This window comes from Ktedonobacter racemifer DSM 44963 (genome assembly GCF_000178855.1).
Taxonomy (GTDB): Bacteria; Chloroflexota; Ktedonobacteria; order Ktedonobacterales; family Ktedonobacteraceae; genus Ktedonobacter; species Ktedonobacter racemifer.
Map to the genome: position 1 here is coordinate 423,185 of NZ_ADVG01000001.1, position 16,669 is coordinate 439,853.

General features: G+C 54.5%; 17 protein-coding genes and 1 pseudogene. 12 read left to right on the plus strand and 6 right to left on the minus strand.

The window, feature by feature from the left end; translation table 11 throughout:
• The first annotated feature begins 39 nt into the window (after positions 1 to 39).
• The 4 genes and pseudogenes from KRAC_RS01975 to KRAC_RS01990 all read left to right on the plus strand — a co-directional run bounded on the left by KRAC_RS01975 (position 40) and on the right by KRAC_RS01990 (position 3,803).
• Positions 40 to 1,438, plus strand: a pseudogene (locus KRAC_RS01975) (mercuric reductase).
• 116 nt (positions 1,439 to 1,554) lie between these two features.
• Positions 1,555 to 2,478 (plus strand): alpha/beta fold hydrolase, encoded by a 924-nt coding sequence (locus KRAC_RS01980; RefSeq protein WP_157506508.1) that lies wholly within the window; start codon positions 1,555 to 1,557, stop codon positions 2,476 to 2,478.
• Positions 2,479 to 2,574: 96 nt separating this feature from the next.
• Positions 2,575 to 2,988 carry a PPOX class F420-dependent oxidoreductase gene (locus tag KRAC_RS01985; RefSeq protein ID WP_007904094.1) on the plus strand — a complete coding sequence of 138 codons (414 nt, stop codon included), beginning with the start codon at positions 2,575 to 2,577 and terminating at the stop codon, positions 2,986 to 2,988.
• 341 nt (positions 2,989 to 3,329) lie between these two features.
• Entirely contained in the window at positions 3,330 to 3,803 is a 474-nt protein-coding gene (locus KRAC_RS01990) for a YkgB family protein (protein ID WP_007904095.1), read from the plus strand.
• 235 nt (positions 3,804 to 4,038) lie between these two features.
• On the opposite strand, the gene KRAC_RS79195 is transcribed toward KRAC_RS01990, so the two are convergent.
• A complete protein-coding gene (locus KRAC_RS79195; RefSeq protein ID WP_420795774.1) occupies positions 4,039 to 5,022 on the minus strand; it encodes a hypothetical protein in 984 nt (327 codons plus the stop codon).
• Between KRAC_RS79195 and KRAC_RS79200 the strand changes: the two genes are divergently transcribed.
• Positions 4,994 to 5,410: a hypothetical protein gene (locus tag KRAC_RS79200; RefSeq protein ID WP_040441756.1), complete on the plus strand. Its 417-nt coding sequence runs from the start codon at positions 4,994 to 4,996 to the stop codon at positions 5,408 to 5,410. The two genes, KRAC_RS79195 and KRAC_RS79200, sit on opposite strands and share 29 nt — an antisense overlap.
• Positions 5,411 to 6,068: 658 nt before the next feature.
• On the opposite strand, the gene KRAC_RS02010 is transcribed toward KRAC_RS79200, so the two are convergent.
• On the minus strand, positions 6,069 to 6,917 hold the full coding sequence (locus KRAC_RS02010; RefSeq protein WP_007904097.1) for a zinc-dependent alcohol dehydrogenase family protein: 849 nt from the start codon (positions 6,915 to 6,917) through the stop codon (positions 6,069 to 6,071).
• A gap of 265 nt (positions 6,918 to 7,182) precedes the next feature.
• On the opposite strand from KRAC_RS02010, the gene KRAC_RS73550 reads away from it, so the two are divergent.
• Complete coding sequence (locus KRAC_RS73550; RefSeq protein ID WP_169460845.1) at positions 7,183 to 7,377, plus strand: hypothetical protein; 195 nt, start codon at positions 7,183 to 7,185, stop codon at positions 7,375 to 7,377.
• Positions 7,378 to 7,578: 201 nt separating this feature from the next.
• On the opposite strand, the gene KRAC_RS70585 is transcribed toward KRAC_RS73550, so the two are convergent.
• Positions 7,579 to 7,992: a tautomerase family protein gene (locus KRAC_RS70585; RefSeq protein ID WP_007904098.1), complete on the minus strand. Its 414-nt coding sequence runs from the start codon at positions 7,990 to 7,992 to the stop codon at positions 7,579 to 7,581.
• 695 nt (positions 7,993 to 8,687) lie between these two features.
• Here KRAC_RS70585 and KRAC_RS02020 point away from each other — a divergent pair.
• From KRAC_RS02020 to fabF, 6 genes are all read left to right on the plus strand, one after another.
• Positions 8,688 to 9,110, plus strand: coding sequence for a MarR family winged helix-turn-helix transcriptional regulator (locus KRAC_RS02020; protein ID WP_040441758.1), 423 nt, complete (start codon positions 8,688 to 8,690; stop codon positions 9,108 to 9,110).
• A 190-nt stretch (positions 9,111 to 9,300) separates the two neighbouring features.
• Positions 9,301 to 10,182, plus strand: coding sequence for an NmrA family NAD(P)-binding protein (locus tag KRAC_RS02025; protein WP_007904100.1), 882 nt, complete (start codon positions 9,301 to 9,303; stop codon positions 10,180 to 10,182).
• 201 nt (positions 10,183 to 10,383) lie between these two features.
• Positions 10,384 to 11,310: an NmrA family NAD(P)-binding protein gene (locus KRAC_RS02030; RefSeq protein WP_007904101.1), complete on the plus strand. Its 927-nt coding sequence runs from the start codon at positions 10,384 to 10,386 to the stop codon at positions 11,308 to 11,310.
• Positions 11,311 to 11,380: 70 nt separating this feature from the next.
• Positions 11,381 to 11,551, plus strand: a complete 171-nt coding sequence (locus KRAC_RS70590; protein ID WP_157506263.1) for a hypothetical protein — start codon at positions 11,381 to 11,383, stop codon at positions 11,549 to 11,551.
• A 458-nt stretch (positions 11,552 to 12,009) separates the two neighbouring features.
• Complete coding sequence (locus tag KRAC_RS02040) at positions 12,010 to 12,522, plus strand: GNAT family N-acetyltransferase (RefSeq protein ID WP_007904103.1); 513 nt, start codon at positions 12,010 to 12,012, stop codon at positions 12,520 to 12,522.
• 12 nt (positions 12,523 to 12,534) lie between these two features.
• Positions 12,535 to 13,773, plus strand: coding sequence for a beta-ketoacyl-ACP synthase II (gene fabF / locus KRAC_RS02045; RefSeq protein WP_007904104.1), 1,239 nt, complete (start codon positions 12,535 to 12,537; stop codon positions 13,771 to 13,773).
• A 390-nt stretch (positions 13,774 to 14,163) separates the two neighbouring features.
• Here fabF and KRAC_RS02050 read toward each other — a convergent pair whose 3' ends face one another.
• From KRAC_RS02050 to KRAC_RS02065, 3 genes are all read right to left on the minus strand, one after another.
• Positions 14,164 to 14,622 carry a nitroreductase family deazaflavin-dependent oxidoreductase gene (locus KRAC_RS02050; protein WP_007904106.1) on the minus strand — a complete coding sequence of 153 codons (459 nt, stop codon included), beginning with the start codon at positions 14,620 to 14,622 and terminating at the stop codon, positions 14,164 to 14,166.
• A 443-nt stretch (positions 14,623 to 15,065) separates the two neighbouring features.
• Positions 15,066 to 15,926: a class I SAM-dependent methyltransferase gene (locus tag KRAC_RS02060; protein ID WP_007904108.1), complete on the minus strand. Its 861-nt coding sequence runs from the start codon at positions 15,924 to 15,926 to the stop codon at positions 15,066 to 15,068.
• Entirely contained in the window at positions 15,923 to 16,630 is a 708-nt protein-coding gene (locus KRAC_RS02065; protein ID WP_007904109.1) for a TetR/AcrR family transcriptional regulator, read from the minus strand. The genes KRAC_RS02060 and KRAC_RS02065 overlap by 4 nt, the downstream gene beginning before the upstream one ends.
• Positions 16,631 to 16,669 lie beyond the last annotated feature (39 nt).

Below are 16,669 nucleotides of genomic sequence, written 5' to 3' on the forward strand. Positions count from 1 at the left end.
ACATGGTCCTTTGAGGAGAAGCAGAAGGAGAACCCTGAAATGCCACAAGCCACCACCTATGATGCCCTCGTGATCGGAACCAGTCAGGGCGAGAGATTTCTCCCCATCGCCCTGGCGAAGGCAGGTTGGAACGTGGCACTGATTGAGCGCGGCCCGATTGGCGGGGTCTGTGTCAATACGGGCTGTACCCCAACCAAAACGATGGTCGCCAGCGCCCGCCTCGCCTACCTGGCCAGGCGTGGCGCTGAGTACGGCATCCACATTGGTCCGATTTCGGTCGATATGAAGGCCGTCTGCCAACGCACACAAGAGATCGTCGAGGGAGCGCGCAACGGCTACCAGAACCGTCTGACCGCGGCGCAAGGGCTCGATCTGGAACTGCTCAGAGGCGAGGCCCATTTTGTCGCCCCCAAAACGCTTGAGGTCTCTCTTAACGGCGGCGAGACGCAGCAGATCACCGTGCCCCTGATGGTGATCGACACCGGCGACCGACCAGAGCCACTGGAGATCAAAGGCATCGAGCGTGTACCTGTGCTCAATTCCACCACCATCATGGAGCTGGACACGCTCCCCGAACACCTGTTGATTATTGGTGGTGGCGACATCGGGCTGGAGTTCGGACAAATGTTTCGGCGCTTTGGCAGCCAGGTCACGCTCATTCAGCGCGGTCCACGCTTGCTGATGAATGAGGATGAGGACGTCTCTGAGGAAATCGCGAAGCTGTTTCGCGAGGAGGGGATCTCGGTCCTGACCAGCACCACACCGCAACAGGTGGAGCCGCTTGGCGATGGACGCATGCAGGTGACCGTGAGCACGCCTCAAGGGGAACAGCAGCTGACCGGCTCGCATCTGCTGGTGGCAGCCGGTCGCATCCCCAACATCGAAGCGCTCACCCCCGAAGCAACTGGTATCCACCTGAACCAGGAGGGCTACATCCAGGTCAATGAGCACCTGGAAACGAACATCCCTGGTTTTTACGCCATGGGAGATGTGAGAGGTGGGCCAGCGTTCACCCACGCCTCGTACGATGACTTCCGCATTCTGCGCACCAATCTGCTGGAGCATAGTTACGCCAGCACGCGGGATCGCCTGGTTCCCCATACCACCTTCATCGATCCCCAGCTTGGACGGGTTGGCATGACCGAAACCGAGGCCAGAAAACAGGGGCGTACCATCCGCATAGCGAAATTGCCCATGACTGCTGTGCCCCGCGCCCTGGAAACTGGCGAGACGCGCGGGTTTATGAACCATCGTTGATGCCGAAACCCAACAGATCCTGGGCTGCGCCATTCTGAGCATAGAGGGGGGTGAGATTATGACCATCATCCAGGTGGCCATGATGGGCAAGCTTCCCTACACTGCCTTACGAGACGGCATCTTCACCCATCCCACCCTGGCGGAAGGACTCAACGCCCTGTTTCTAATGCTCGATTCTTAAGGAGCAAAGAAACGTGCTATTGAGCAGAGCGCACAGCCTGATGGTTGGCCTTCTCTCGCGGTGTTGCACCAATGAGATGGGTGGTCTTCTCATTGGCTAGAAATGGAAAATACATGATGAAAAATAAGACACAATATCCAAAGAAACCTGACGCCAGCGGAGCGGGTCAAAGTTCTTTCACGACCCTGGAGGTCGAAATTGCAGGAAACACCGTCTTCGTGCGCCGTTATGGAAAGGGCCCGGCGATTCTGCTGGTACATGGCTTTCCACGAACAAGTCTGATGTGGCGATTCCTTGCGCCAAAGCTTGCCGAGAATCATACCGTCATCTGCGTCGACTTGCGCGCCTACGGACGCAGCGGTATACCTGCTTCGACGGATGATCATTTTCCTTATTCAAAGCGTGCCATGGCAAAGGAATTGGTTGATGTGATGTCCAAACTTGGTTTTCCAACCTTCCTAGTGATCGGCCATGATCGTGGAGGACGCGTGAGCTATCGGATGGCCCTGGATCATCCGAAACATGTGGAGCGCCTTGCTGTACTCGACGTGATTCCGATTTTTGAAGCGTGGAACCGATGCGATACGCGCTTTGCACAAACGTACTGGCCCTGGATTTTGCTGTCGCAGAAGAAACCGCTTCCGGAAAACTATCTTCTCGGCGCTCCTGAGGCAGTTTTTCATAACCCCTTCGGCCAAGGTTCCTTCGACCAGGAGATTCTCGACGAATATGTTTCAACCTTTCGCGATCCGGCGCGCGTACACGGCATCTGCGAGGAATATCGAGCGGCTGCAACGATCGACGTCGAACACGATCGCAAGGATAAGGAAGCATCGAAAAGCATCACATGCCCGATGCTGCATCTCTGGGCAGAGGATGGCCCGCTCGACACGTTCTATACCAAAGAGGGAGGTCCGCTCGGCATTTGGCGGCAATGGGCTCCACAGGCACAAGGACAGGCAATGAAGGGGGGCCACTTCTTCCCAGAAGAAAATCCTGATGATACCGCAGATATTGTCAAGCGCTTCCTTTCCACTTAATGCTCAGTCCAGAGAGATGGTGCTGCCTGAGCAGGCGTTCTTGCGAGACGTCTTTATACTGATACTATCAACGACGCAAGAAAGGAGCTGATCGTAATGAGGTTGAATGAGAACGTACGACAAGCATTGACTGCGGGTCATCCCGCCCATCTTGTGACCCTGAACGAGGATGGCAGTCCTCACGTCTCTGTCGTCTGGGTGGGCCTGGATGGTGATGACATTGTCTGTGGGCACAAGACTCTCCACCAAAAATTGAAGAATATTCAGCGCGATGCCCGAGTCGCACTCTCCATGGAGACAGGCGGAAAAACGAAGGGACTGGATAATTATCTGGTGATCAATGGTCGTGCCAGCATTACTGAGGGTGGTGCCCCCGAATTGCTGAACCGACTGGCCCAGATCTATATCGCTCCAGGCACGACGTACGCGCCTTCGGGAACGCCACCGGGATATATTACCCGCATTACGGCTGAACGTATTCATGGCACTGGACCTTGGGGTGAGGAGTAGAAGCCCCGGCAACCAACAGGAATGATGAATACGGCCGCTTTCCGGACGTGGTTTCTTGCGGGAGCCTCCTTCAGTTCTGCAAGTCAAGGTTCCACCAAGAAGCTGATCTGAACAAGGCTGAAGATGTGTCAAGGAGGTTTCAAATCGACATCTTCCACTCTCTCTGGTTCTCTCGCAACAAACTCATGTTACTCTAAAAAGAGTCAATTGTAACTCGTCTAAACGCTCAAAATGAGGTGAGAGGATGCAGAGGACTCGTGAACTGGGCAGAGAAAAGAGAGAAAAATGAGTGAGTCAACCAAGGCAATCTCAACGACTCATCACAAAGGAGAAACACGTCAATGGAGCCTCTTGCTCGGCGAATAGAAGCCTGGGGACAATGGATCACACGCTATGGCCTTGTTCTCGTCTTGCTCTGGATTGGGGGGATGAAATTTACTCCGTTTGAAGCGAAGGCGACGGCGTTTCTCGTCGCCAGGAGCCCATTGCTCAGTTGGTTCTACCGTTTCCTCAGTGTGCAGACCTTTTCCAATGCATTGGGAGTCCTGGAGCTTGTGGTCGCACTTCTGATTGCGTTGCGACCACTCTCCGCAAAAGCCTCGGCAATAGGAAGCGTGTTAGCGATAGGATTATTCCTGACCACGCTGACCTTCTTGTTTTCGACACCTGGTTGGGAACCCACCCTCGGCTTTCCCATCCTGGGGACCCTTGGGCAGTTTCTGCTCAAGGATATCATTTTGTTGGGGGCATCCGTCTGGTCGCTGGGCGAATCATTACGACAGATCCAGGTTCAACCGCAGTTGGAAAGAACCTGATCGCTGTGCTGCGCGGGATCAGCCCTCCCCGGAAAGGATCAGATCCACTCTCTGAAGGAAGAGAGCAAGAGCAAGAAGTTTTCTTCATCGATTGTTCTTTAGGCCTGCATAGCAGTTAAGCTCATCCCTTTTCAATCGTGCGCCAATGTATGGAACTGTCCCCATTTGGGGAAAGCACGAAAGCCAACAAGGATTTGTGTCCTTCTTCTGTGCTCGAAGAAAAGGCCAGAGGTGTCTACTGAGGCCTCTCCGGCATACATGCACGGAGGTTCCTGTTCCTCACCCACCGTTTCCGGCCTCTCCCGAAGGAGAAACCGGCTCTTGGTGGAGATAGGCAGGACTTTTTCAGCCGACGCGCTCCGGCACGGGCAGCTCCGCTTTTGCGTCGAGCCACTAAGCCCATGCTTCGGGGCAAGTGCTGCCCCTCATTTGCACGTTGTTGAAGCTCCTCCATCACGGCTTGCAGGCGCGGCTCCGCACCTTCCCAGACAGGCTGGGTGAGAGAGGGGATCGTTTGCTGCGGTTCCAGGTAGGAAAGCAAGAATGCCGAGTAGAGATCACGCTGCACCGGCCCGAATCTGCAAGGACATTGGTGCCAGCGCTCTGATCTTGGCTTCTTGTGATACTGCCCCGACTTCTGGCAGTACTGAGAGAGTCTGGTCTGGTAGGCTGAGGCTTCGTGCAGGGTGCCGCCAGTTTTTGCAACTATGCGAGTCAAATGCCCTAGAAACATCCCTGGTGCGCGAAGTCCGATGCTCCGACCATACTGCTTCTGCCATCCTTTGAACGAGGTTTTCGCTATGGTGATCGTGTTCCCCACCGAAGCGATGCGATGAGCCAGATTGCCATGCAGACTCTTGCGGTGTGCGGCGAGTCTGCGCTCAGTATTGGCGTGTTGTCTCCTGGTCGCCTGGTACCGCTTGCTCTCCTTCCAACGCAGGCGTTTGCCCGACTTCACCCGGCCTTGCTCATCGTAGTTTTCTGGATTGTTGGCACGGCGTTGCCGATCCATTTTCCGTTGGATGCGCCGCTTTTTTCGGGCGTTCTGGGTTAATTCCTCGCAGAACGTGACCAGATCGGCTTTGCCCTCGCGCGGCACAATGGCAAGGCTGGAGGGGCCGATATCCAGACCAATCGTGTCGGTTCCGGTCTGCTCGTGCTTTTTCTTGATGAGTGCGTGCCCCTCTAAGATGAGCTGGACGCGCATAGCGGTTGCCATCGTGATCGGCCCCTTGAGCGGATGGCGAGGATGCCTTGCGGCGGACCAGGCGGACATATTTGATCTTGTGGCGCATACCATGCTGGATCACGGGATCGTGCCAGTCGATGATCGCCGGAATGACCTCTTGGTTCCAGATCAGGAAGCCATCGTCTCCCGCATTGGGGTCCAGCACGAAGCGCATGCCGGCGTCGTTGCGTTTGCCCTCCACGCTATCAATGCCTCTGCCTTTACTACGAAACCGCACCCGTTTGGCCTTGCCTACGCAGACCCGATTCGCAGCTTGATAGGCGCGTGTAGCGAGAGTCTGAGCCATTGTGCTATCGATGTGATCAGCGATCCAGGAGACACGGGCAGACGTGGCATACTCGTGCATCTCATATTCTGAGAAGTGGTATTTTGTGCGTAAGGCAGAAAAAGCCTGAGCGCGTTTCTGTTTGTGCGAGTGTGGGAGAGCCCGCGCCTTGTTCCAAGCAGGATCATTGCGCATGCACCGGAGCCGCTTCATGGCTTCAGCAAGCAGAGCGTTGTAGAGGCACCGAGCACCTTCCAGGTGCGCACGTACATGGCGTTCCTGGCTCCAATCGACCTGGAGAGGGAGTTCGAGAAGAAAGGTCGGTGTCGCGGGCTCGCTTCATGACGTGCTTTGCCTTCCGATGCAGAGTATCTCTTCAGAAAGAGACGGGACGGCTGCCCGTCCCTCGTGTCTTTCTCCACGTTCACATGCCTACACCGCTATTCCAGTTGGGCAGGCTTCTTCCGGTAACTCGACGACGTACAGTTCGGAAATGAATTCGTGAGAAGCAACTCCGTGCGATTACGTTAGGTCGAAGAGGAGGATACCGGATCCGGCGCTCTGACTGAAAGGAGTTTCGCGCGCAAGCGTGAGACAAGAGAAGACGATGATCTTTCTTCATCCTGTGGAGAACACAGTACGAAAGAAGAGTGATGCTTCCCCTTTACCCAACCAGCCCGAAAGGAACGCCCATTCATCCCCGCCTTAGAAAAAGCGGGGCTTTCTGGGCCGTTCTCTGTAAACTCATCAATCACCAAAACTGGGGCAGCCCCGTTTCATTCCAAAATGGACAGCCTGGCACGATGGCGGATGCCTCTTGAAGTGGACCGCTCTCCACCCTACGCCGAGATCGTCGAGCCAGCTGGACGACGCCACGCCATTGTGGCCCTGCATGGCCCCCGTCAGCCCAACGCCCCCATCCAGTCGGCGATAGCCCGCCCGATCTCGTCCGGCGAATCTTCCTGAATGAAATTGTCGCGTGTCCGGTGGCCTCGGCGACCCGACTAGCTACGTCGGCTCCATCCACCAGCACAACGTCCCCTCCTGCAGCGATGAGGTCGTCAATGAGTTCCTGGCGGCGAATCACGCTCACCGTCTTCAGGCCGCGCTCCCTGGCAAAGGTGATCACCCAGCGTCCGACGCCAGAATTGCCAGCATTTTGCAGCACCCAATCACCTGGTGAGAGGGCAACGTATTCACTCAGCAAGAGCGACGCGGTCGGAGGATTGATGCGCAGCATCGATAACTGTTGCGGATCAGCCTCAGGTGGCAGAGCGAAGAGATCCTTTGCTGGTAATACAAGCCGCTCGCGCCAGGAGGGAGCGGTGGTTGGAATCAGTACCCGATCCCCGATCTGGAGATGGTCCACCTTCTCTCCTACCGATAGAATGCGCCCAACCCCTTCATTGCCGACGCCAATGGGCAAGGGAGGCCGAACGCCATACCGGCCACTAATCGTCAAGAGGACGGAAGTGTTTATCGGCGCATATTCGATGGCGACCAGCACCTCACCGACACCAGGGGCATCCGGGTCAGGAATCTCTACCAGCTCGACCACCTCGGATGGGTTGCCGAGTATTGCTATCTGAAGGGCGTGCATGGTCCTGCTCCTTCTGTGTCACTATGTTGTACATGTGATTACTGGATGGTTCTGCGTCATCTTTCGTGAAGGATGAGCTTATGAGACCTCTTCTCTCTTTCGCTCTCCGCTTCCCAAGCAGATCAAGATCTCTCAAATGCTTTCTTGATGAGATTGTTGCACGGAAGATGACTGAGATCTCTGGATGGCTCATCCGCATATTGCGTGAAAGCTCTAGCATTCACAAAAGCACTCGGTATGAACGGGCTTCCTTGCAGACCGTCATGTGTGGATATCTATCTACTCTCGTCCAGAATCACAGAAAGTGATCCTGCTGGCGAACCTTGAAGAGCGTGACGAAACAGCCAAGCAACAGCAACACGGTGAATGCCCCGGATCAACGAAAACGTCTAAAGCAGGCAGATGCCCAGCAAAAGATGCAATTGTTGATCTGTTCGGTGTGCATATTGAAATTCAGTGAGGGAATGCGCGACAAGTATCTGAGGGAATCGCATCACTCAAGAAAAACCCTTCACAGGCCCTTCGGACCCTTTTTCCTCCGTGGAGATTCCCGAAGACGAATTCCCAAAAGAGTACCTCATCGAATCCCAATATTTATATCTTTGCAGATGCAAAACCGCTCTCTTCACGCTCTCGCCTTCTCCGCAAAAGTGGAGAAAGCTCACGCTTCTTCCTTGGTCAGGCCGAGCGAAGCCTGCCATTCGGCTTCGCGGCCGACTTCAGGGATGATCGCGCCAAACTCCATGGCGTTGCTCGGAGGGATTTCCGTCACCGAGACCCAGAGCTGGTCATCCGACAGACCCGTGACGTTCTTGAACATGGACCAAAGATCGTTCAGCAACTGCGCTTTGACTTCTGTACTGCGGCTCCGAATGATCCCCACGATGCTGGCGTTTACGGCAGGCTTGCCGCCTGAAAAGGTACTGTTGGGAGACACGGTCTCGAAGATCACCCGCACAAAGCTGGCGGGCTCGCCACTAATCGCGACGTGGCTCCGGGTGATCTCCTGAGCGAGATCAGCTCGCTGTTCAGCAGACAGCGCTCCTTCCTGTGTGATGCATGTGTAGACTGCCATACAAGCCTCCTTCATTCTCCTCCGTTGAGGTGTATCTCGGACCGGGAGCGTGCTGATTCGAGCATATGCTTTTTCGCGCAGCGCCTGCAAGCGTGACAGGAGCCGCCTGTGGTCGTCTCCCTGCAAAGAAGCCGTAGGCTGATCCATCGACCAGGCCCGAGGTCGCGCTGGCTGGCAGATGCTTCGTTCCTCAGAAAGATCATCAGAACCATCCTCTGCCTGGTGCAAAGGAGTCAGTGCCCGCTATCAGCTTCCTCTTCGCCCATGCGCGCCATGTGCCAGCAGCGTCTTCATTGAGGAAGCAATCAGCTTCTCCACCATCCTCTTCTACCCCCTAACTTGAGCCCGAACAGGAGTAGACAACGAAAGAGCGTCAATATGGCCAGATACGGGTGGGAACCTGGCGCAATCTGCACGCTCTCCCGCACATACGTCCGAAGCGCGGAACTCGTGGGCTACGACCGCAGGTGAGAGGAACACTCATCCTTGTTGAGGGAGAACGACTTCCGAAGCGCACACGTCTTCCTCAACAACTCTGATTGTAACTGCGGCTTGACTCCTTGACCCCGCAAACGATTTTCAAGACATGCCCTCTTCTCCCGTTCTGACCGAACCCGCCTGCTCCTGGAACCGTTTTGTGTTCTCAGTTCTGACAGACCCTTGACATCTGCTACATGCGGGTATATACTTGCATTATGAAAAGGACATTTTCCTGTCATTGCACCACGCTGCGCTACGCAGCACAAACACTCACCGAGGCCTATGATCGAGTCCTTGCACCCAGTGGTCTCAAGGTGACGCAATATGTGCTTCTGAGAAGCATTCTTCAGGAGGAAGCTGAGCAAAGCCTTACCGACCTTGCCCAAAAGCTGGGAAGTGATCGTTCGACCATTGGAAGAAACGTGCGTATTCTCGCACGCGATGGGTTGGTCACTCTGAGTAGAGGGAGCGACCGACGAGAGCATACCGTCTGTGTCACCCAGAAGGGGCGTGAAACTTTTTCTCTCGCTACACCCTTGTGGCAAAAGTCCCAGGCAGCCGTTGAAGAGACACTCGGAGAGGATCAACTGAAAACGCTGAGGACGCTCCTTTCTCAATTGGAAGAGATCAGCATCTAATTTTTTTGTCCAATGCGGGTATATACCTACATTTGACAAAAGGAGTTCAGCCATAAAGGTGAGTAATTGCTGACCCCTTGAGCTTGATTTCAGTCTCACTGAGGATGCGCTGGTCATCGGCTCTCGTTGGGCTCTGAACGAGATGGAAAAGCAAAGAACATAGCAAATAGAATCAGTCTGGAGGAACATGATGAGTTCAAAACGGTTTTTAATTACAGGAGCAACGGGAGCAACGGGCGGAAAAACCGTCGAATTGCTTCTTGAACGAGGCTATCACGTGAGGGCATTCGTTCATCAGCACGACGAACGAAGTGCACTACTAGAAAAACAAGGCGTCGAGATAGTCGTGGGAGATTTGCTCGATTTCACCACGGTTCGGCCCGCCCTCGAAGACGTTTCAGGTGCCTACTTTGTGTATCCCATTGCTCCTGGCCTCATCGAGGCCACCGCCTACTTTGCTCAAGCCGCCAAAGAGGCCAAGGTGCCAGCCATCGTGAATATGTCGCAAATCTCAGCAAGGCGCGAAGCGAAGAGTCACGCGGCGTTCAATCACTGGGTGGCAGAACGCGTCTTTGATTGGTCGGGCCTTGCCGTCACCCATCTGCGCCCGACGTTTTTTGCTACATGGTTTCTGAAGGGCCCCCTCCTGAACATGGCGCAACAGATCAAAGACGGTCTGGTGCAGTTGCCCTTTGGCGAAGGGAAGCATGCTCCTATCGCGCCTGAGGATCAAGCGCGTCTCATCGCGAGCATTTTAGAGCATCCATCGGCGCATACTGGGAAAACCTACCCACTGTTTGGCCCCAAAGAATACACCTATGCTGAGGCATTCGAGAAGATTTCGCAGATCCTGGGGCGTCAAATCACGTACGAAAGAATATCGCTTGAAGCGTTCCACGAGCAATTGGTGAAGAGGGGTCGGCCCTTCGTTGCGCAGCATCTCGTTGAAGTGGCGAAAGACCATGCCGCAGGCATTTTCTCTGGAACAGATGAAGCGATTGAGCACATGACAGGTCAGCCGCCAATGGACCTTGAGACATATATCAGAAAACATCGAGAGGCATTTGAATGAGCCGTCTCCATGACCATTGAAAGGGTGTCTCATCTGTGTTGACAAGAACAGAGGTGAGACACGCTGGGATCAACGGCGAGTTGTCGACCACCTGACGGGCTATCTAAAGACCCTCGTTTTGTAGGAGAAGAACTCATCATAATCACTGTTTCTTAGCAATGTATGCCACCCCTTTAGCCATATGTAAAAAGGAAAGAGCCTTTGAAAAAGCCAACCATTCTCGTGACCGGCGCAACCGGTCGACATGGCGGAACTGGCCCCCACGTTGTTCGCTTACTATGCGAGCAGCAATTCCATGTGCGCGCTATGGTTCGTCAACTTGATGATCGCAGTGACCACTTACGTGCTCTTGGAGCTGAGGTCGTTCTCGGAGACTTCTTAAGTATCACCTCATTACGATCTGTGATGGGGAATGTTGACCATGTTTATTTCAGCTACCCTATAGATGCAAGGCACTTGGAAGCAGCAACCAACGTTGCAGTAGTTGCACGAGAGTGTGGTGTTCATGGCCTTGTCAACAACTCGCTCATGCCTGCACGTGCCGATCACCCGAGTCCAGAGGCGCGGCAACATTGGCTTGCTGAACGGATCTTTGACTGGGCAGATGTCGGAGCTGTACATATCCGGGGGGCCTTCTTCTATGAAAACCTCATCCGCTGGACTACTGAAAGTGTCGCCTCAATGGGGGAGATCCACCTTCCGTTCGGTGATGGTGAAGGAAAGGTATCCTGGGTTGCTGCAGAGGATATTGCACAGGTCGCTGCTGCAATCCTTTGTGATCCAGCACCTCATAGAGGTCAAACATACAACGTAACAGGCCCCGACATACTCACCAATAATGAGATAGCCGCTCTGTTTAGCCGTGTTTTGCGAAGGCCTGTGGTGTACGTTGATATTCCGTTGCAACAGTGGCAGAAAGAACTGCTGGAACTTGAAGGGCCTAGCCCTCACCTGATTGAGCACTTATCGTGTCTGGCACGTGAGTTCAAAAGGCGAGGACCAGCCGGTGGCATAAGAACCAATGTGGTACAAAAGATCACTGGTTCTGAGCCAAAATCCCTCGAAATGTATGTTTCCAAGCATGTTGATGCTCTGTCAGCATTCTCACGCCAGGCGAAACATCTCTGATCTCGTGAGCAGTGTTCGGCAAGATATTACACTTATGACAAGGGTAATATCGTTAAATACGCATGGAGACATGCAGAAAAACGAGAACGTTATGGATGCTGCTTTTGTCTTCTTCTTCTTCCTGCTCTTAGGAATCGCTGCATATCGTTGGGGCGTGGATAGTCGTGATGGACTGGAGAATCTGGAGTGGGAGCGACGCGCGCGCTACTGGACCAAGCACCTGAGATGCAGCCATGAGTAGTCTGGATATGTAACACAGGTTGCAAGGTTGTGATAATGAAAAGACATCATGATACTAAGAGAGGCGGTCCTTGTGGCTGGCTTGTGAGAAACGAGGAGCGCGTCTGATCTCTCTGCAAAAACCACCTGCAGGTGGAGAAATTGGTGTGCTCTGTAAGACAAGCATTCCTAACACAGCGAGCGGGCGCAATTCTGGCCAGGAGGGCGGCGCAGAGCTCCGAGGTGGTTGGTGCTGCCGTACTTCCTGGCCAGCAATGAAGCCTGCTCTCTCTATGGCATCACGCTGCCCATTGATGGGCAATATGGCCGTTGAGGCAAGAAGGGGAGAAACAATGGGTACATGGGAAAGTTGCTCCTGTTCTTGAGACAGAATCGAGACTGCTCCGTGATGCTCATGGGCAAAGCGCGCTGCTCTGCTTGCAACGACTGATGGCCCAACGACCAGAGAAAGGAACATGGATGATGGAGAAGCATTTCACTCTTCGGAATGCCCAGGACAACGAGCGGAGGATCATTCGAGATATCACCGTAGCTGCGTATGCGGAATATCAAGCCGTGATGCCTCCACGTTTCTGGACACGCTATCAACACAATCTTATCGCTACCCTTGATGGGGAAGGAAACTTCGAACGAATTGTCGCTGAGCAGAATGGAGCGCTCGTCGGCAGCGTTTTGCTCTACCCACCAGCGGCTGCTTCCTATGCGGGTGCTGCCATCAGCACCTCCTACCCAGAGGTCCGGTTTCTCGCGATGCTCCCACAGATGCGCGGACAGGGCATTGGAGCCGCTCTCATGAAGGAGTGCGAACGGCGTGCTCGGGAGGCGGGAGCACAGTCCATTGGGCTGCACACCATGGAGGTCATGAGGGCCGCGATACGCATGTATGAGCGTCTGGGCTTTGTGCGCACGCCCGAAACCGACTTTCGGCCCGGCGAAGGAGTGGTTGTGCTCGGGTATCGACACACGTTTTAAGGAGTAGGAGCAATGAAACGCGTAGTCATTACTGGTATGGGGCTGGTCACGGCGCTAGGGCACACCGTTGAAGAAACCTGGGAGGCACTCTGCCAGGGGCGTTCGGGCATTGGACCGATCAGGAATTTTGATGCGAGCGAGTACCCGGTCCGGTTTGCCGGAGAGGTCAGGAACTTTGATCCCAGTCGCTATCTGGAGCACAAGGAGATCCGCAGGAACGATCCCTTTACACACCTGGCAGCCGCTGCATCCCGGCAGGCTCTGGCACAAGCGCGGCTCTCGATCACTGAACAACTGGCCCCCCACATTGGTGTGTGCATTGGCAGTGGTGTTGGTGGGCTGCTGACCCTCCACGAACAGTTCGTCATCTTGCATGAAAAAGGGCCAGCTCGCGTCAGTCCTTTCCTGGTACCAATGATGATGATCAACGCAGCTCCTGGGATGGTTTCGCTGCTGACCGGCGCGCAGGGACCAGCGTGGGCTGCGGTTTCCGCCTGTGCGACTGGTGGAAACGCGCTTGGCGAAGCCTGGGAGACTATTCGCCGTGGGGCGGCCAAAGCGATGCTAGCGGGAGGCGCAGAAAAGGCAGTCACGAAGCTTTCTATGGCTGCGTTTGCGAATATGCACGCCCTGTCGCGGCGCAATGAAGATCCACAAGGAGCTAGTCGCCCGTTTGACGCCGAACGCGATGGCTTTGTGATGGGAGAAGGCGCGGGCATGCTGCTTCTGGAGGATCTCGATTTCGCATTGGAACGTGGTGCGCCTATTCTCGCGGAACTGGTGGGATATGGCTCGACGGCGGATGCGTATCATATTACCGAGCCGGCTCCAGGAGGTGAGGGGCTGGTGCGAGCCATGGAGCGCGCGTTACAAAGCGCTGGGCTGCGTCCCGAGCAGGTGGATTACATCAACGCACATGGGACAGCAACACGTCTCAACGATGCCACTGAGACCCAGGCTATCAAAACCTGTTTTGGCGACCATGCCTACCAACTGGCGATCAGTTCGACGAAATCGATGCTGGGACATACATTTGGCGCTGCTGGGGCCATCGAGGCCGCGATATCCATTCTGAGTATTGTCCATGGAATCATCCCTCCGACCATCAATCTGGAGCATCCCGATCCCGCATGTGACCTTGACTATGTGCCCAATCAAGCGCGAAAGGCTTCGGTCCACGTCGCCTTATCGAACTCCATGGGTTTTGGAGGGCACAATACATGCCTTCTTTTCAAATGGTATGAGCCGTAAATGAGCGAAACGCACACGTGAGCCGTTCTCTCCTCTGCTGAACATCTGTTTTCTTCTTGTTCAGCAGAGGATCCGGAGGATGTGCGCAAGAAAGCAATCATCAAAGCGGATGACCTTCCCTCATCATTTCACTCGCCCGGTTTCTGGATCATCACCCGCTCGCTCTTTACCACTCTTGGAAGACTCGCCACCCACGGGATGCGCAACGAGATAGACATCTCAGGTAAAGTATCTTCACAGGCCCGTCCAGCCTTCTCGCTTTTTCCTGAGAAGAAAATGCCACTGCCTTACAGAGAGACGAGCGTGAGGAAGAGTGTTTTCAAGCCTCTTCTGCTGAATATGCATCTCATTGCGCACTCTGTGGGCTATTCCCTAGAGAAGTCCCATTGCTTATCGTTGCAGAGCGACCAGGGGAATCTGGCGGGTGGTCTTTGCTTGATGCTCGACGAGCAAGGGCCATTGTTTTGTTGCCCAGGCCCAGAGTCGCTCTCGTTCCTCGCCTGCGATAACGGTGGCAGTCGCGTCAAAGGTTTCAGAATCAAGCTCAACGGTCACTGTTGGATAAGCTACCAGATTGTGATACCAGGCAGGATGGTGTGCGGCGCCAAGGACTGAGGCGGCAACGATCAGGCGCTCACCATCAATCAGGTATGCCAGCGGCGCGGTGTGGCGTTTGCCACTCCGGGCACCCGTTGTCGTGAGAAGAAGCAAGACTGCACCTTCATAGGTTCCACCAACGTTCCCTCTATTTGCGCGAAACTCCTCAATGACCTGGTTGTTCCAAGCGTTGGTCTGGCTGCTCCAATTCTTGACCTCACTGTTCCATCGCTCAAGGTTGAAATCGCTCATAGCTGTTCTTTCCTACTCTCTTTCAATTTACCAAGGAGCTTACTCACCATATCGACATGTACAGTCTACCTTCAAAGGAGGTCAGAATCGGTCCCCATTTCGGAGAGAAAAAGGGGAAATACCGCTGGATTATGGGGACGAGAGCAATGAAGGACGCTTTCAAGCCACTTCAACCAAATATGCATCTCGTTGCGCATTCCGTGGGCCGCCAGCAGATCAGGAGTAATTCGAGTGCCGTTCTGCCTCGCTTCCCGACAGCACTGGCAGAAAATATGTTCTGCTTCTGCTGATGAGGTGTGCCAAAAACCGTTCGTTTGTTGTGACAAAGAGAGATACAGCTCATGCTTGCGGCGCTTCCCTCCCTCTTTGTCATTTCCCCATTCTTCTCAAATCATGCTAAATTGCATTTTTCCACTGCCATACGTTTTTCCATTTCACCCGGCTCAGGATCGTGATTCCGAGCTTGCGTTCTCATATCGGTAAACTATTGTACGTTCCATCCTACGCAGCGTGGGGTTGACCTCCTGGACGCGGTAAAGGACCCGCCACCATAACGGGAAGCGGGAAAACGCGACCAGTTCGCTTGGTCTGAATTCCTTGATCAGTTCAAGCTTTGGCTCAAGCTGCTTGATGTCCTGGGGATCATCAAGGCCCCATTTGTAGGTTGCACCCGTGCCCCCGACGTTCGAGCCCGCTCTTTTCACAATCCACGGATTGCCTATATCGAAGATCATCTGACCGCCGGGGAAGTGAGCGACCACCGCATTGAGGAGCGCTTTCACTTCCGTTTCGCTCAGGTAGTGCAGCACCCCCTCGGCGATAAGTAGCCCGGGCCGGTCCCGTGGAACCTCGTCCAACCAGCGCAAATCCGAGAGCGGTGCACCGATCAGGTGATAGGCGCTCCGTTCGGGGAACAGTTGGCGGCGCAGGTCGATCACATCGGGATAATCCACGTCGAACCACTGGACGCTGGCAGGCGGATCAACTCGGAAAACACGGCTGTCCATGCCGCAGCCCACGTGGAGCACGGTCGCATCCGGGTGATCGGCCAAATAGCGGTTCGTGAGCAGATCAAAGGTCGCGGCTCGCGTGGCGATGATGGTACATCCGATCTTGCTCCACATGCTCCACGAGCCCACTCCCCTGTAGCTCTTGCCGATGTCGTAATCAATATGCCGCATCGCTTCTTCTGCCCACGGGTCGTGCAAGATGGGATTCTTCCATTGGCTCTGGATAGCTCGACCACTCAAGGTCATGAGCATCGTTTCTTTTTCTTTTGTGAAGTGGATCTTCTCAGTTGTCATTGGTTGCTCCTTTCAGTCAACTGTGCCTGCGCCTCTTCGATTTTCCGGCGCATCATCGCTTTCCCTGCTTCGAGGTTCGCCCCCGCTTTCGGCGTGAGCAAGCACTCGCAGAGCCCGGCCACTGTTTCCACTAACTCATCAAAAGATGGCTGGTCCGGCCTGTTGGAGTCCTCGAGAGGTGCCTTCGTGTGAGAAGAGAGGGCGGCAAGGATGGAAGGAGCCAGCGCATCCAGGATGAAAGCCATGGCTCTCGTGTTGATGTCCTGACGAACGACTCCGATCTCTTGCATGGCCTGGAGATACTCCCGTGTCGGACCAGGATCAGGCGGCCAGGAGGCGAAGAAATTGCCTGGCCTGGAGAGATATTTGCCAAACGTCTGCTCATCTCGCGTATACATCGCAGCCATCAATGGTAACTGCTTGAGGGCAGCGAGCAGACCCCGATAGACGCTGGCGACCGTGCCCCCCAAAGGATCACTATCGAGATAGCGATTCCAGACTTCTGCATAGATGTTCAATTCCCGAAGCAGAAGGGCTTTTATCAATGCATCCTTTGAAGGAAACAAGAGATAGACCAGTCTGCGGTTTAAGCCGACAGCATCTGCCACATCGCTCATCGTCACTTTGTTGTACCCATGTCGAAGCAGCAGTTCAGCGGTCACATCCAGGATGGCCCGTTCGCGTTCTTTCTCATCAATCCCCATGACTTCTCACTTTCACAAATTTTGTTCATTCGTTACTCA

What these genes read in the sequence shown, in the direction of transcription:
- KRAC_RS01980 (WP_157506508.1), top strand. Translation starts at nt 1,555, where the DNA reads ATGAAAAATAAGACACAATATCCAAAGAAACCTGACGCCAGCGGAGCG.
- KRAC_RS01985 (WP_007904094.1), top strand. Translation starts at nt 2,575, where the DNA reads ATGAGGTTGAATGAGAACGTACGACAAGCATTGACTGCGGGTCATCCC.
- KRAC_RS01990 (WP_007904095.1), top strand. Translation starts at nt 3,330, where the DNA reads ATGGAGCCTCTTGCTCGGCGAATAGAAGCCTGGGGACAATGGATCACA.
- KRAC_RS79200 (WP_040441756.1), top strand. Translation starts at nt 4,994, where the DNA reads ATGAGCTGGACGCGCATAGCGGTTGCCATCGTGATCGGCCCCTTGAGC.
- KRAC_RS79195 (WP_420795774.1), bottom strand. Translation starts at nt 5,022, where the DNA reads ATGGCAACCGCTATGCGCGTCCAGCTCATCTTAGAGGGGCACGCACTC.
- KRAC_RS02010 (WP_007904097.1), bottom strand. Translation starts at nt 6,917, where the DNA reads ATGCACGCCCTTCAGATAGCAATACTCGGCAACCCATCCGAGGTGGTC.
- KRAC_RS70585 (WP_007904098.1), bottom strand. Translation starts at nt 7,992, where the DNA reads ATGGCAGTCTACACATGCATCACACAGGAAGGAGCGCTGTCTGCTGAA.
- KRAC_RS02020 (WP_040441758.1), top strand. Translation starts at nt 8,688, where the DNA reads ATGAAAAGGACATTTTCCTGTCATTGCACCACGCTGCGCTACGCAGCA.
- KRAC_RS02025 (WP_007904100.1), top strand. Translation starts at nt 9,301, where the DNA reads ATGAGTTCAAAACGGTTTTTAATTACAGGAGCAACGGGAGCAACGGGC.
- KRAC_RS70590 (WP_157506263.1), top strand. Translation starts at nt 11,381, where the DNA reads ATGCAGAAAAACGAGAACGTTATGGATGCTGCTTTTGTCTTCTTCTTC.
- KRAC_RS02040 (WP_007904103.1), top strand. Translation starts at nt 12,010, where the DNA reads ATGATGGAGAAGCATTTCACTCTTCGGAATGCCCAGGACAACGAGCGG.
- fabF (WP_007904104.1), top strand. Translation starts at nt 12,535, where the DNA reads ATGAAACGCGTAGTCATTACTGGTATGGGGCTGGTCACGGCGCTAGGG.
- KRAC_RS02050 (WP_007904106.1), bottom strand. Translation starts at nt 14,622, where the DNA reads ATGAGCGATTTCAACCTTGAGCGATGGAACAGTGAGGTCAAGAATTGG.
- KRAC_RS02060 (WP_007904108.1), bottom strand. Translation starts at nt 15,926, where the DNA reads ATGACAACTGAGAAGATCCACTTCACAAAAGAAAAAGAAACGATGCTC.
- KRAC_RS02065 (WP_007904109.1), bottom strand. Translation starts at nt 16,630, where the DNA reads ATGGGGATTGATGAGAAAGAACGCGAACGGGCCATCCTGGATGTGACC.